Below are 14,225 nucleotides of genomic sequence, written 5' to 3'. Positions count from 1 at the left end.
CTACTTCGACCGGCTCGGCGTACCTCGGCTCTCATGACCTCAACTGCTCGAACCGCCCGGTGCGGACCCGCATGCCGGGTGGTGTGGGAGGGGATCGGTCAGAATACCTGACCGCCCCTATCCCGATCCCAGTACCGAGATCATGTCCCGCAGCGATACCGCCGACACCAAGACCCGGCTCCTCGATGCCGCCGAACACCTGTTCACCGAGCATGGCTTCGCCGCCACCTCGGTGCGCCGGATCACTGCCGAGGCGGACGTGCCGCTGGCGATGGTGAGCTATCACTTCGGCTCCAAGAAGGGGCTGATGGAAGCGGTGTATGCGCGGGCGCTCGGGCAGCGCGAATCGCGGGTAGGCTATCTTGACCGCCTGGAAGCGCAGGCGGGCGATGCGCCGATTGCGGTGCCGGTGTTGGTCGAGGCGTTCATTTCGTCGGCGCTGCGGCTGACGCGCAAGGGCAATCTCTCGGGCGCGGTGTTCAAGCAGATGATCGGCCGGGCCTTCTACGAGCCCGAGGCCGGTGTCGAGGATTTCTTCCCGACCGAGTATGCCGAGGCCATCGCGCGCTACAAACGGGCCTTCGAGCGGGCGCTGCCGCATCTGTCCGAGGCCGATGTGGTGTGGCGCATGTACTTCTTTGTCGGCATGGTGGCGTATGCCATGGCCGGCAAGGACGTGATGCGCATGACCGAGATCTACCAGCTTGAGGAGGCGGGCAAGCCGGAGGCGGTGTTGCGGCGCCTGATGCCTTTCATCGTGGCCGGTTTTTCGGCGCCGTCGGGGGAGCCGATGAGCGGACAAGCGGGCGCTTTGCGGGGTGAGTGAGCGAAGGCAGTGCTTGCCAAACCATTTTTTTGCGCTAGAATTCAAACGAACGTTCGATTTATTTTCGCCGTTGAACGAATCCGGCCGGGTGGCAGTCTCGCACTGCAGGTAGCGAAGGCCGGCGCCGGGAGCCATATTTCCCGTACAGCCCGGCCGCCGATGCGGGAGTCACGGGCGGCGATGCAGCAGTCGAGTCGGAATGCCGCTGGCGCAGGCCAGCCCAAACAACAACGGAAGTGACAGGAGGAGCATGTGAGCAAACTGATCATTCGCAAGGTGGCGGTACTGGGCGCCGGCGTGATGGGAGCGCAGATCGCGGCCCACTGCGCCAATGCCGATGTGCCCGTCGTGCTGTTCGATCTGCCGGCCAAGGACGGCAAACCCAACGGCATCGTGGACAAGGCCATCGCCGGGCTCAAGAAGCTCGATCCCAAGCCGCTGGCCAGCAAGGACCGCGCGCAGTCCATCGAGGCAGCCAACTATGGCTCCGATCTGGACAAGCTGCGTGAGTGCGACCTGATCATCGAGGCGATTGCCGAGAAGATGGAGTGGAAGCTCGACCTCTACGCCAAGGTCGCCCCCTATGTCCGGCCCGATGCCATCTTCGCCTCCAACACCTCGGGTCTGCCGATTAACGCGCTGTCCGAAGGCATGCCCGCCGAGTTGCGTCCGCGCTTCTGCGGCATCCACTTCTTCAACCCGCCGCGCTACATGCCGCTGGTCGAGCTGATCGCCACCGCGACCACCGACGCCGCCATGCTCGACGATCTCGAAACCTGGCTGACCACCCGCCTGGGCAAGAGCATCGTGCGCGCCAAGGACACGCCCAACTTCGTCGCCAACCGCGTCGGGGTGTTTTCGATTCTGGCGGTGATGCATCACACCCAGCGCCTCGGCCTGGGCTTCGACGAAGTCGACGCGCTTACCGGCCCGAACATCGGCCGGCCGAAGAGCGCCACCTACCGCACCGCCGACGTGGTCGGCCTCGACACCCTGGCGCACGTGATCGGCACCATGAAGGCCACCTTGCCGGACGACCCCTGGCATGACCTTTTCAAGACGCCGGCCTGGCTGAGTGCGCTGATCGAGCAGGGCGCACTGGGGCAGAAGACGCGCGCCGGCATCTATCGCAAGGAAGGCAAGAAGATCCAGGTGCTGGACGTGCAGAAGCAGGCCTACCGCGACACCAACGGCGAGATCGCCGTGGAAGTGGACGAGATCCTCAAGCTGCGCGACCCCAAGGAGAAGTTCGCAGCGTTGGCCGCCTGCGCGCATCCGCAGGCCCAGTTCCTGTGGGCCATCTTCCGCGACGTGTTCCACTACTGCGCCTACCATCTGGGCGACATCGCCGACAACGCGCGCGATCTCGACTTTGCCATGCGTTGGGGCTTCGGCTGGAGCAAGGGCCCGCTCGAAACTTGGCAGGGCGCCGGCTGGGCCGACATCGCCCAGGCCATCCAGGACGACATCGCCGCGGGCAAGGCGATCGCCGATGCGCCGCTGCCGGCCTGGGTGTTCGAGCGGCAGGGCGTGCATGAGGCGGCCGGCTCCTACTCCGCCGCCGACGATGCGCTCAAGGCGCGCTCTGCGCTGACGGTGTACGACCGTCAGCTGTATCCCGAGCAGGTGCTCGGCGAGGCGCCGAAGGACCGCGGCGAGACGCTGTGGGAAAACGACGGCGTGCGCCTGTGGACGCGCCCCGACCAGGACGCGCGCATCGGCATTTTGTCGATCACCTCGAAAGCCCACGCCATCGGCAGCGAAGTGCTCGACGGCGTGATCGAGGCCGTGGCCCGTGCCGAGCGCGATCTCGACGGCCTGGTGGTGTGGCATGACGCGCCCTTCGCCGTCGGCGCCAACCTGATGCAGGTGGCCGAGGCGCTCAAGGCCGGCGAGTTCGACCTGCTTGAGCGCACGGTGGACAAGTTCCAGCGCGCCTCGATGACCCTCAAGCATGCGCAGGTGCCGGTGGTGGCTGCGGTGCAGGGCATGGCGCTGGGCGGCGGTTGCGAGTTCGTGATGCATGCGTCGCACCGTGTGATGGCGCTGGAGAGCTATGTCGGCCTGGTCGAGGCCGGTGTGGGCCTGATCCCGGCCGGCGGCGGCTGCAAGGAGTTCGCCCTGCAGGCGCACACCCTGGCGCAGCGCGCGGCCGGCGGCGATGTGTATCTCTACATCCAGAACAGCTTCCAGACCATCGCCATGGCCACCGTGGCCAAGAGCGCGCTCGAAGCCGTGCAGCTGGGCTTTGCCAAGGCCTCGGACGACATCCTGTTCAACGCCCACGAGCTGCTCTACGCGGCGATCCGCCGGGCGCGCGCCATGGCCGAAGCCGGCTACCGCCCGCCGATGATCAACAACGCGATCACCGTCGCCGGCCGCAACGGCATCGCCACCTGCGAAATGATGCTGATGAACATGGCCCAGGGCGGCTTCATCTCGCCGCATGACTACACCGTGGCCAAGGCCGCCGCCACCGCCTTGTGCGGCGGCGAGGTGGAAACCAACGCGCGGGTCAGCGAGCAGTGGATCCTCGATGTGGAGCGGGCGCAGTTCGTGGCGCTGCTCAAGAACGAGAAGACCCAGCAGCGCATCGTTCACATGCTGGAAACCGGCAAGCCGCTCAGGAACTAGTGATAGGTGATTCGGTAGGGGTGATGTCGCCGCGGTGCCCCGCAAGCGATTCATCACCAATAACCCATCACCCACAATGGAGACACAGATGAAACAGATTCAAGACGCTTACATCGTTGCCGCCACCCGCACCCCGGTGGCCAAGCGCAACGGCATGTTCCGCAGCGTGCGCCCGGACGACATGCTGGCCCATGTGCTGCGTGCCGTGGTCGACAAGGTGCCGGGGCTGGACGCCTCGGAGATCGGCGACGTGATCGTCGGCTGCGCCATGCCGGAAGCCGAGCAGGGCATGAACGTGGCGCGCATCGGCCTGCTGCTGGCCGGCCTGCCGGACACCGTGCCGGGCGTGACCACCAACCGCTTCTGCGCCTCGGGCGTGCAGGCGGTGGCCGACGCCGCCAACCAGATCCGCCTCGGCCAGGCCGATGTGATGATCGCCGCCGGCACCGAGTCGATGAGCGTGATGCCGCAGATCATGGGTAACAAGGTGAGCCTCAACCCGGCCATCTTCGCCAAGGAAGAAAACTTCGGCATCGCTTTCGGCATGGGCCTGACCGCCGAGAAGGTCGCCGAGCAGTGGAAGGTCAGCCGCGAAGACCAGGACGCCTTCGCCCTGCAGTCCAACCAGCGCGCCTGCGCGGCGATTGCCGCCGGCCACTTCAAGGACGAGATCACCCCCTACACCGTGCGCACCCATGTGCCGGGCGAGGGCGGCACGGTCCGTGTGATCGAGTCGCTGTGCGACACCGATGAAGGCCCGCGTGCCGATGCAGCCATCGAAAAGCTGGCCAAGCTGCGCCCGGTGTTCGCCGCGCGCGGTTCGGTCACCGCCGGCAACAGCTCGCAGATGTCCGACGGCGCCGGCGCCGTGCTGCTGATGAGCGAGGCGGCAGTCAAGCGCTATGGCGTGACGCCGATCGCCCGTTTCGTGAGCTTCTCGGTGGCCGGCGTGCCGCCGCACATCATGGGCATCGGCCCGATCGAAGCCATCCCGCGTGCGCTCAAGGCCGGTGGCCTGACACAGTCGCAACTGGACTGGATCGAGCTGAACGAAGCCTTCGCCGCGCAATCGCTGGCGGTGATGCGTCAGCTCGATCTCGACCCGGCCAAGGTCAACCCGCTGGGCGGCGCCATCGCCCTCGGTCACCCGCTCGGCGCGACGGGCGCGATCCGCACCGCCACCATCATGAGCGCCATGCAGCGTGACTCCTCCGTCAAGTACGGCATGGTCACCATGTGCATCGGCACCGGCATGGGCGCGGCCGGCATTTTCGAGCGCGTGTAAATCTGCAGGCGCCGGCGCGTGGCGTCGGCGCCTTTCACCCGCCCATTTTTTTGCTTCTAAAAACGTACGAACGTTCGGTTTGAGCGCGGCACGAAAGAGGTCGCCGCATAGAGGAGATCGCGATGAGTCAATACACCCCGCCCCTGCGTGACATGCAATTCGTGCTGCACGAAGTGCTCAAGGTCGAGGAGGCCTTCAAGACCATGCCGGCCCATGCCGAGCTGGATGTGGACACCATCAACGCCGTGCTCGAAGAGGGCGGCAAGTTTGCGTCCGAAGTGCTCTTCCCGCTCAACCGCGAGGGCGACGAGATCGGCTGCACGCTGGACCCGCAGACCCATGCCGTGACCACCCCGCCGGGCTTCGCCGAGGCCTACCGCCAGTTCGTCGATGGCGGCTGGGCGGCGCTGTCCTGCGATCCGGAATACGGCGGCCAGGGCCTGCCGGTGACGCTGAACCAGGCCTTCTACGAAATGCTCAACAGCGCCAACCAGGCGTGGACCATGTACCCGGGACTGACCCACGGTGCCTACGACGCCCTCCATGCCCACGGCACGCCCGAGCAGAAGGCCACCTACCTGCCCAAGCTCACCAGCGGCGAATGGACCGGCACCATGTGCCTGACCGAACCGCACGCCGGCACCGACCTCGGCCTGCTGCGCAGCAAGGCCGAGCCGCAGGGCGACGGCACCTACCGCATCACCGGCGAGAAGATCTTCATCTCCTCGGGCGAGCATGACATGGCCGAGAACATCATCCACCTGGTGCTGGCCCGTCTGCCCGACGCGCCGGCCGGCAGCCGCGGCATCTCGCTGTTCATCGTGCCCAAGTTCCATGTGAACGCCGACGGCAGCCTGGGCGAGCGCAACGGCATCTACTGCGGCGCCATCGAACACAAGATGGGTATCCACGGCAACTCCACCTGCCAGATGGTGCTCGACGGCGCCGTCGGTACCCTGGTGGGCGAGCCCCACAAGGGCCTGGCCGCCATGTTCGTGATGATGAACGCGGCCCGCCTCGGTGTCGGCATGCAGTCGCTCGGCCTGACCGAAGTGGCCTACCAGAACGCCGCCGCCTACGCCAAAGACCGCACGCAGAGCCGTGCGCTGTCCGGCGCCAAGGCCAAGGACAAGGCCGCCGATCCGATCATCGTGCACCCCGATGTGCGCAAGATGCTGCTCACCGCCCGCGCCTATGCCGAAGGCGGCCGCGCGCTCGGCATGCAGGTGGCCTTGCTCATCGACGAGGCGCAGAACGCGCCGGATGAAGCCACCCGCCGCGACGCCGAGGCCACCGTGGCACTGCTCACCCCCATCGTCAAAGCCTTCCTCACCGACAACGGCTGGCTGGCCACCTCGCACTGCATGCAGGTCTTCGGCGGTCACGGTTTCATCCGCGAGTGGGGCATGGAGCAATATGTGCGGGACAACCGCATCAACATGATCTACGAGGGCACCAACACCATCCAGTCGCTCGACCTGCTCGGGCGCAAGGTGCTGGGCGACCAGGGCGCGCAGCTCAAGAAGTTCGGTGCCCAGATCCAGCAGTTCGCCATGGCCAACATGCAGGACGCGCGCATGCAGGAATTCCTGCTGCCGCTGGCCGACCTGGGCGAGAAGGTCACCAAGCTGACGGCCGAGGTCGGCATGAAGGCGATGAGCAACCCCGAGGAAGTTGGTGCCGCTGCGGTCGATTACCTGCGCGTGGTCGGCCACTTGGTGTTCGCCTACCTGTGGGCACGCATGGCCCGCGTGGCGCTCGACAAGGCCGACAGCGGCGACCGCTTCTACGCCGCCAAGCTGTTCACCGCGCGCTTCTACTTCGCCAAGCTGCTGCCCGAGACCGCGTCGCTGATTCGCAGCGCGCGTGCCGGTGTCGAGCCGCTGATGGCAATGGAGGAAGACTGGTTCTGACCCGTCGTCCGGCCTGCGCAGACGATAGACGGCCCGCCATGCGCGGGCCGTCGGCGTTCAGAAGGTGCGGATCAGGAAGCGGATGCTGCTGGCGGAGTGGCCGTAGTCATGGCTGCGCACGCCGTTGCGCGCGCTGCCCACATAGAGATCGCGCCCGGCCTCGCGATAGACGGTGATGGCGCCGCCCGTGCGCGGCATCGCGCCGGCATGGACGGCCGCGCTGCACAGGTACGAGTCGCCGGTGTACACATCGGTGCCCCAGATCGTGCCCTTGCCCGCCGCCTCGGCGCTGCAGTTGCAGCTAAAGGGGGTGGGTAGGTCGGGGCTGATCGACAGGCGCTGCGGGCAGGGTTCAGGGCCCGTCGCGACCGCCGCATTGTCGAAGCGCAGGCTGTTGGCGTAGCGGCCATAGTCGTTGCTGGCGATGCCGTGGCGCGTGGTGCCGACATACAGATCGCGCCCGGGGGCGTCGAATGCGGTGATGGTGCCGCCCTCGCTGCCGACCACGCCGGCATGGGCGGCAGCGCCGCACAGGCCGGAGTCGCGGGTATAGACGTCGGTGCCCCACACCGTCCCCTGGCGGACCGCCTCGGCCGTGCACTGGCAGGTGTAGGGCAGCGGCAGGTCCGCGTTGATCGACAGTCGCTGGGGGCAGGGTTCAGGGCCGGGAGCCGGCGCCGGCGCGCCAGCAAAGCGCAGGCTGCGGTCGTAGCGGCCGTAGTCATGGCTGTTGACGCCGTGGCGCGCGGTGCCTACGTAGATGTCCCGACCCGCCTCGCGCAGCGCCGTGACCAGGCCGCCGTCGCGGCCGATCGCACCGGCATGCACGGCCGCGGCGCACACGGCGGAGTCGTCGGTATACACATCGGTGCCCCACACCGTGCCTTCGCGCACGGCCTCGGCGCTGCAGCGGCAGGCGAAGGGCGTCTCCAGCGCGGGATTGACCGACAGGCGCTGCGGGCAGGGGCCGGCATCGGACGCGGCGGCGGTCATGGCGATCTCGGCGCGCGGGGTGTCGGCGGCCGTGGGCGCCGGCGGGGCGGGCTGCGATGCCGGCATGGCGGCCGGCGATGGGTCGTTTTTCGGTACGGGCGGTGACGAGACCGCGGGCGGTGCCGGGTCGTGCACAAGCCACCCACCGATACCGACGAGCAGCATCAGTGCGACGGTGCCGGCCAGCATCCGCCGGGTGCCGTGTCCAAGGCGCGCCGTAGGTGCGGGCGGCGCGCTGGCCTCCCCGCGGATCACCGCGGCCAGGCGTTGCCAATGCGCCTCGTACGGCGGATCCCAGGCATCGATCCAGTGGGCCGAGGAGAGGAACAGCTCCAGTGCCTTGGATGGCACCACGGCTTCGAGGCGGACCGGAAACACCGGTTTGTTCTTGCTGACCGCGCGTTCGACCTCGCGCCGCACGAAGCCCGATGCGTTGGCCTCGGCCGAGAGCAGCACAACGAACACCGTGCAGCCGGCGATGCCGTCGAGAATCTCGGAGGCGTAGTCGCGGCCGGGCGTGACGTCGCGCGGCGCGATCCAGCAGCTGACGCCCTGCGCTTCGAGGGCGGCGCATACCGCCATGGCGCGCTCGGCGTCTTCGGAGGCATGGCTGATGAAGGCGGTCTTGCCCAAGGCGGCGTTCTCCGGTGTCGGCGCCGGTGCCGCCTTGCGGCCTGCTCTGCGGCGCCGTGCCGTGCGGGCGCGAGCGCATGCTCCCGCCATCAGCTTCAGCATAGGCTGCCGCGCGGCGCTTGCAATCGGAGAAAGGTCCCCCAGCCCCTAATCGTCGAACTGCGGCGCCTGGCGCGTCTGCATGGCCTGGGCGGCGATCTGCATGTCGCGCGTGAGCAGGGCGCTGGCGTTCCAGTTGGCGACGAAACGCAGGCCGTCGTCGATGCTGTGGTCGCGGCCGTAATCGAGCACCGCCTTGGTGCCGCGCACCGCCACGGGCGACTTGGCGGCGATCTGGCGAGCGACCCGGGCGACGCCGTCGGCCAGTGCGTCCGGCGTGTCGAACACCGCATTGACCAGGCCGATGCGCGCCGCCTCTTCCGCGCCGAACTCCCGACCGGTGAAGGCCAGCTCGCGCGCGATGCCGTCGGGCACCAGGCGCGGCAGGCGCTGCAGGGTGCCGACATCGGCGGCCATGGCCATGTCGATCTCGCGCACCGCGAAGCGCGCCTCGGCGCTGGCATAACGCATGTCGCAGGCGGTGACGATGTCCACGCCGCCGCCGATGCAGGCGCCCTGGATGGCGGCGATCACCGGTTTGCGACAGCGGGCGATGGCGCCGACGCAGTCCTGCATGTCGAGGATCAGCCGGCGCAGCTTCTCCTGCGCACGGGCCGGATCGGCATGGCGGATGCGTTCGGGCACGCTCGCCAGCAGCGCCAGATCGATGCCGGCGCAAAAATGGCGGCCTTCGCCGGCCAGCACGACCACCCGCACGGCGTCGGTCGCGTCGGCCCAGAGCAAGGCCTGGCGCAGCGCATCCCACAACCCGGCGTCGAGGGCATTGGCATGATCGGCGCGGTCGAAGGCGATGCGGGCGACGCCGCCGTCGAGGCTGAGGGCGAGATTCGGCAGTGCGGGCAGGCTCATGATCAAACGTCCGTTTGAAATAAAGGCAATGGTAACGGATCCCGCCCGTGCGCGGGCCGGCCGGCGGTCGGCCAGCACCGCATCGCGATCAAGATCGGGTGTGGTCTGCCGTTAGAATCGCTGTCCTTTTTTGCCTTTTCCCGCCATGTCGATGCCTTCCTGGCTCAAGCACGCTTCGCTGCTGTTTCTGGTCTACGCCTTGACCGGCGGGCTGTCGCTGCAGCTGGCGATCGCACCGGGCTATGTCGCGCCGCTGTTCCCGCCGGCCGGCGTGGCGCTGGCCGGGGTGCTGCTGTATGGATGGCGGATGCTGCCGGCCGTGTGGCTGGGCTCGGTGGCGGTGAATGTGGTGGCGCTGTGGCAGGCCGGGCTGCCGCTGTCGGCCGGGGTGGCGTTGCCGGTGATCGGCATCGGCGCCATGCTGCAGGCGGCGGCCGGTGCGGCCCTCACGCGGCGCTGGGCCGGTTTTCCCAATCCGCTCGACAGTGCGGCGCAGATCGTCCGCTTTCTGTTCCTGGCCGGGCCGGTGAGTTGCCTGGTCTGCGCCAGCGTCGGCGTGACCACGCTGGTGCTGACCGGGGCCATGCCCGCGGCGGACGCCGCCTTCAGCTGGTGGAACTGGTGGGCCGGCGATGCGCTCGGCGTGCTGATCTTCGTGCCCTTGATCTTCGTGCTGATCGCCCGCCCGCGCGAGGAGTGGGCGCCGCGCCGCCGGGTGATGGTGGTGCCGCTGTGCTTTGCGCTGGTGATGGTGTCGGTGATGATTTTCCAGATCGGACGCTGGGAGGCCCAGCGGCTGGAGGACGATTTCGAGCGCAATGCCAGCGAGCTGATGGGCCGTGTATTCACCCACGTGAAGGATCATCTCGATGCGCTGCAGGCGCTGGAGCGCGCCATCACCGTGCTCGGCCCGCCGGACGGCGTCGCCTTCCGGCGCTTTACCGAGCCGTGGTTCGCCCGCTATCCCGGCCTGCGGGTGATGGGCTGGGCGCCGAGCGTGACCGAGGCCGAGCGTCCGGCCTTCGAGCACAGAATGCGCGAGACGCTGGACCCCGACTTCCGGATCTTCGAGCGGGATGCGGCCGGGCGGGCGTTGCCGGTGGTGCCGGCCGAGCGCTACTACCCGATCATCTATGCCGAGCCGGCCTCGCTCAACCGTGTGGTCATCGGCTTGAATCCCTTTGGCTTCGGGCCCTCCGGCGCCGCCCTGCGCCAGGCCGAGGCCACCGGCATGCCGGTGGCGACGTCGCCGTTGCGTCTTCAGCAGGAGCCGGAAGACCAGCGCGGCGTGGTGATCTACCAGCCGGTGTTCGATGCCGCGCAGACCGCCGATCTGCCGGTGCGCCTGGGCATGGCCTACGTGGCGCTGCGCCTGGGCGACACCATCGAAGCGGCCTTCCGCGGCGACAGCGCCGCGCACCTGCGCGTGTGTCTGTCCGACCTCGACCCGCAGCAGGGCGCGTTGCGCTTGTACGGCCCCGCCGGCTGCGAAAACGATCCGCCGACGGACGATGCGCTGCGCCGGGTCGATGATTTTAGTTTTGCCGGGCGCGTGTGGCATGTGCGCGTGTCTGCGCTGTCCAGCTATGCGACCGAGCGGCGCAGCTGGGTGGCTTGGATCACCCTGGTCACCTGCCTGCTGGCGGTGGGCATGCTGGGTGCCTTCCTGCTGCTGACCAGCGCCCGCACCCGGCGGGTCGAAGCCCTGGTCGACCAGCGCACCGAGCAGCTGGCGGCGACCAGCGCGCGGCTGCGCGAACAGCAGGTGGCACTGGCGCGCGCGCAGGCCATCGCCCAGTTGGGCAGCTGGGAGCTGGATGTATCCACCGGCCAGCTGAGCGCCTCGGACGAGCTCTACCGCCTGTTCGACATCCCCGCCGGGGCGGTGATGAACATGCATACCCTCTTGGCCTGCATGGTCGACGCCGACCGGCCGCGGTTGGCCGAGGTCTTCGACCGCCTGTGCCAGGCACCGGGCACCGCCGCGCTCGACGGGCGCTTCGTCGGCACCGAAGGCAGCATCCGCATCGGCCACTTCCAGATCGAGAGCGTGATGATGTCGCCCGGTGGCCTGCGCCTGCGCGGCACCTTGCAGGATGTGACGCAGGCGCGCGAATCCGAGGCCCATATCCAGTACCTGGCCCATTACGACGCGCTCACCCGCCTGCCCAACCGCGGCCTGTGGATGCGCAACACCGCGCACCTGTTGTCCGCCGCCGAGCGCCATGGCGACCAGTTGGCCGTGCTCTTCCTCGATCTGGACCAGTTCAAGACCGTCAACGACTCGCTCGGCCATCCGGTCGGCGATCGCCTGCTCAGCGCCGTGTCCGAGCGCCTCCAGGGCTGTCTGCGCGAGGAAGACCTACTGGCGCGTCTGGGGGGTGATGAGTTCGTGGTGCTGGTGCCCCGTCTCGACGCGCCGGACGATGCCGCCGCGGTGGCGCGCAAGATCATCGATGCGCTGGTCGCGCCCTTCGCCATCGAAGCGCACGAACTGGTGGTGTCGGTGAGCATCGGTATCGCGCTCTATCCGCAGGACGCGCAGGACGTGGACAGCCTGCTCAAACAGGCGGACTTGGCCATGTACGGCGCCAAGGATGCCGGGCGCAACACCTATCGCTTCTTCGAAGACCGCATGAACGCCCAGGCCTACCAGCGCCTGACGCTCGAGACCGCCCTGCGCCGTGCCCTCGAGCGCGACGAACTGTCGCTGCACTACCAGCCGCAGATGGGCGTGGCCGAAGGCCGTGCCGTCGGCTGCGAGGCCTTGCTGCGCTGGAACAGCCGCGAGCTGGGCGAGGTGCCGCCGCACCGCTTCATCCCGGTGGCCGAAACCTCTGGCCTGATCCTGCCGATTGGCGACTGGGTGCTGCGCGAGGCCTGCCGCCAGCAGCGCCAGTGGGCGGCCGAGGGGCGGCCCGATGTGCGCGTGGCGATCAACATCTCCGCCATCCAGTTCCGCCACGCCGGCTTCGAGGCGCGCCTGCGCGACATCCTCGACGAGACCGGGGCCGACCCCGAACTCCTCGAGCTGGAGATCACCGAGAGTGCGCTGATGCAGGCCGGCGGCGACATGGTCGAGCGCCTGTGGGGGCTGCGCGACATGGGCCTGACGCTGGCGCTGGATGATTTCGGCACCGGCTACTCCAGCCTCGCCTACCTCAAGCGTTTCCCGATCCACCGGCTGAAGATCGACCGCTCCTTCGTCAAGGACCTGCCCGACGACGCCGAAGACCGCGCCATTGCCAGCGCCACCATGTCGCTGGCGCGCGACCTGGGCATGGCGGTGGTCGCCGAAGGGGTGGAGACCGCCGCCCAGCGCGACTTCCTGATCGCCGGTGGCTGCCGCCTGCTGCAAGGCTATTTCTACGGCAAGCCGGTGCCGGCCGATGTCTTCGCCGCCACCTGGCTCAGCGCGGACGCCGAGACCGCCAGAAGTGTCTGAGCATCAGCCCGGCGCCGAGCATGCCGCCCAGGTGGGCGAAGTGCGCCACGCCGGTCTGTAGCCCGGTCACGCCGAGAAACAGCTCGAGCGCGCCATACAGCGCCACGAACACCGCCGCCGGCATTGGAATCGGCGGGATCAGCAACACCACGCGCCGCTTGGGGAACAGCACGCCGTAGGTCAAGAGCAGCCCGAAGACCCCGGCCGAGGCGCCGATCACCGGCGCCTGCATGCCGAACAGCATGCCCACCAGCACCTGTGTCAGTGCGCCGCTGATCACGCCGGCAAACCACAGCATCAGGTAGCGGCGCGGGCCGAAGACGCGCTCCAGCTCGCTGCCGAACATGAACACCGCGAACAGGTTGAAGAAGATGTGCGCGATGTTGCCGTGCAAAAAGCTGTAGGTCACCAGCTGCCAGGGCGCGGCGAGCACGTTGAGCGGCGACGGCCACAGCGCGAAAGGCGCCAGCGCGCCACCGACACCGCTCAGCTGCAGCAGAAACACCAGCACGGTGGCGATGATGAGATTGCGGGTGACGGGGGGCATGCGCGGCTTCCGGGGCTCGGGGTTCACGTCAGAGTGCCGGACGCTGCCCGAGGTTCATCCCGGTGCGGATCGCACACCTCGGCAGGGCGGGGCTTGCCGACGTATAGTTCGAACAGACACCGGGGCGGCGCTGCCCGGCCCCGGCCCGTTCCAGAACGATGACGAAGGAAGCTTCATGGCCCATACCGCCACGCTCGACGTCGCCGACGGCGTCGCGACCCTCACCCTCAACCGCCCCGATCAGCTCAACGCCCTATCACTCGAAATGATGGAGGATCTGGCCGCCGCCGCCCGCGCGCTCAAGGCCCGCACCGATGTCAGCGTGGTGGTGGTGACCGGCGCCGGTGCGCATTTCATGGCCGGCGGCGACATCAACGACTTCGCCCGCCAGCTCGGCCAGAGCCCGCAGGCGCGGCTGGCCACCTTCAAGGCGATGATCGCGCAGCACATCAACCCCACGGTTGAGATCCTGCAGTCCCTGCACCAGCCGGTGATCGCCAAGGTGCGCGGTGCCTGCGCCGGCTTCGGCCTGTCGCTGATGCTCGGTTGCGACTTGGCCATCGCTGCTGACGACGCGGTGTTCACCACCGCCTATGCCGCAATCGGTCTGTCGGCGGATGGCGGCATGTCCTATTTCCTGCCGCGCCTGGTCGGCCGGCGCAAGGCGCTGGAGATGCTGCTGTTGGCCGATCGCTTCAAGGCCGACGAGGCGCTGCGCCTCGGCCTGCTCAGCCGCGTGGTGCCAGCCGGCGAGCTCGATGCCGCGGTCGACACCCTGGCGGCCCGCCTCAAGGCCGGCCCGCGCCATGCCTACAGCGAATTCAAGCGCCTGATCGCCGACAGCGACGACAACCAGATCGAAGCCCAGCTGCAGAGCGAGGCCGAAGCCTTTGCCCGCTGCAGCGCCACTGCCGACTTCGCCGAAGGCGTGACCGCCTTCCTGGGCAAGCGCAAGCCGGGCTTCCAGGGGCGCTGAACGG

The 14,225-nt window shown here is 68.3% G+C and carries 9 protein-coding genes; 6 read left to right on the top strand and 3 right to left on the bottom strand.

The window, feature by feature from the left end:
* Window positions 1-142: 142 nt before the first annotated feature.
* The 4 genes from I8J34_RS16635 (at window position 143) to I8J34_RS16620 (ending at window position 6,658) form a co-directional block, all read left to right on the top strand.
* The gene (locus tag I8J34_RS16635) at window positions 143-826 is read left to right on the top strand and encodes a TetR/AcrR family transcriptional regulator (RefSeq protein WP_214362759.1); all 684 of its coding nucleotides are present in this window, start codon (window positions 143-145) and stop codon (window positions 824-826) included.
* A gap of 252 nt (window positions 827-1,078) precedes the next feature.
* Window positions 1,079-3,460, top strand: a complete 2,382-nt coding sequence (locus I8J34_RS16630; protein ID WP_214362758.1) for a 3-hydroxyacyl-CoA dehydrogenase/enoyl-CoA hydratase family protein — start codon at window positions 1,079-1,081, stop codon at window positions 3,458-3,460.
* 88 nt (window positions 3,461-3,548) lie between these two features.
* On the top strand, window positions 3,549-4,745 hold the full coding sequence (locus I8J34_RS16625) for an acetyl-CoA C-acyltransferase (RefSeq protein WP_214362757.1): 1,197 nt from the start codon (window positions 3,549-3,551) through the stop codon (window positions 4,743-4,745).
* A 122-nt stretch (window positions 4,746-4,867) separates the two neighbouring features.
* Window positions 4,868-6,658, top strand: a complete 1,791-nt coding sequence (locus tag I8J34_RS16620) for an acyl-CoA dehydrogenase C-terminal domain-containing protein (protein ID WP_214362756.1) — start codon at window positions 4,868-4,870, stop codon at window positions 6,656-6,658.
* 57 nt (window positions 6,659-6,715) lie between these two features.
* Here I8J34_RS16620 and I8J34_RS16615 read toward each other — a convergent pair whose 3' ends face one another.
* Together I8J34_RS16615 and I8J34_RS16610 are read right to left on the bottom strand one after the other, a co-directional pair.
* The gene (locus tag I8J34_RS16615; RefSeq protein ID WP_214362755.1) at window positions 6,716-8,284 is read right to left on the bottom strand and encodes an LCCL domain-containing protein; all 1,569 of its coding nucleotides are present in this window, start codon (window positions 8,282-8,284) and stop codon (window positions 6,716-6,718) included.
* A 147-nt stretch (window positions 8,285-8,431) separates the two neighbouring features.
* Entirely contained in the window at window positions 8,432-9,253 is an 822-nt protein-coding gene (locus tag I8J34_RS16610) for a crotonase/enoyl-CoA hydratase family protein (RefSeq protein ID WP_214362754.1), read from the bottom strand.
* Window positions 9,254-9,404: 151 nt separating this feature from the next.
* Here I8J34_RS16610 and I8J34_RS16605 point away from each other — a divergent pair, with 151 nt between their 5' ends.
* The gene (locus I8J34_RS16605; protein WP_214362753.1) at window positions 9,405-12,698 is read left to right on the top strand and encodes an EAL domain-containing protein; all 3,294 of its coding nucleotides are present in this window, start codon (window positions 9,405-9,407) and stop codon (window positions 12,696-12,698) included.
* Here the strand turns inward: I8J34_RS16605 and I8J34_RS16600 are convergent.
* The gene (locus I8J34_RS16600) at window positions 12,664-13,245 is read right to left on the bottom strand and encodes a rhomboid family intramembrane serine protease (protein WP_214362752.1); all 582 of its coding nucleotides are present in this window, start codon (window positions 13,243-13,245) and stop codon (window positions 12,664-12,666) included. The genes I8J34_RS16605 and I8J34_RS16600 overlap by 35 nt on opposite strands.
* A 175-nt stretch (window positions 13,246-13,420) precedes the next feature.
* Here I8J34_RS16600 and I8J34_RS16595 point away from each other — a divergent pair, with 175 nt between their 5' ends.
* Window positions 13,421-14,221: an enoyl-CoA hydratase/isomerase family protein gene (locus I8J34_RS16595; RefSeq protein WP_214362751.1), complete on the top strand. Its 801-nt coding sequence runs from the start codon at window positions 13,421-13,423 to the stop codon at window positions 14,219-14,221.
* Window positions 14,222-14,225 lie beyond the last annotated feature (4 nt).

Source organism: Denitromonas iodatirespirans (assembly GCF_018524365.1).
In the GTDB taxonomy this organism is placed as follows: Bacteria; Pseudomonadota; Gammaproteobacteria; order Burkholderiales; family Rhodocyclaceae; genus Nitrogeniibacter; species Nitrogeniibacter iodatirespirans.
The sequence above is the reverse complement of the archived record's forward strand: the minus strand, read 5'-3'. Positions and strand labels throughout refer to the sequence as shown.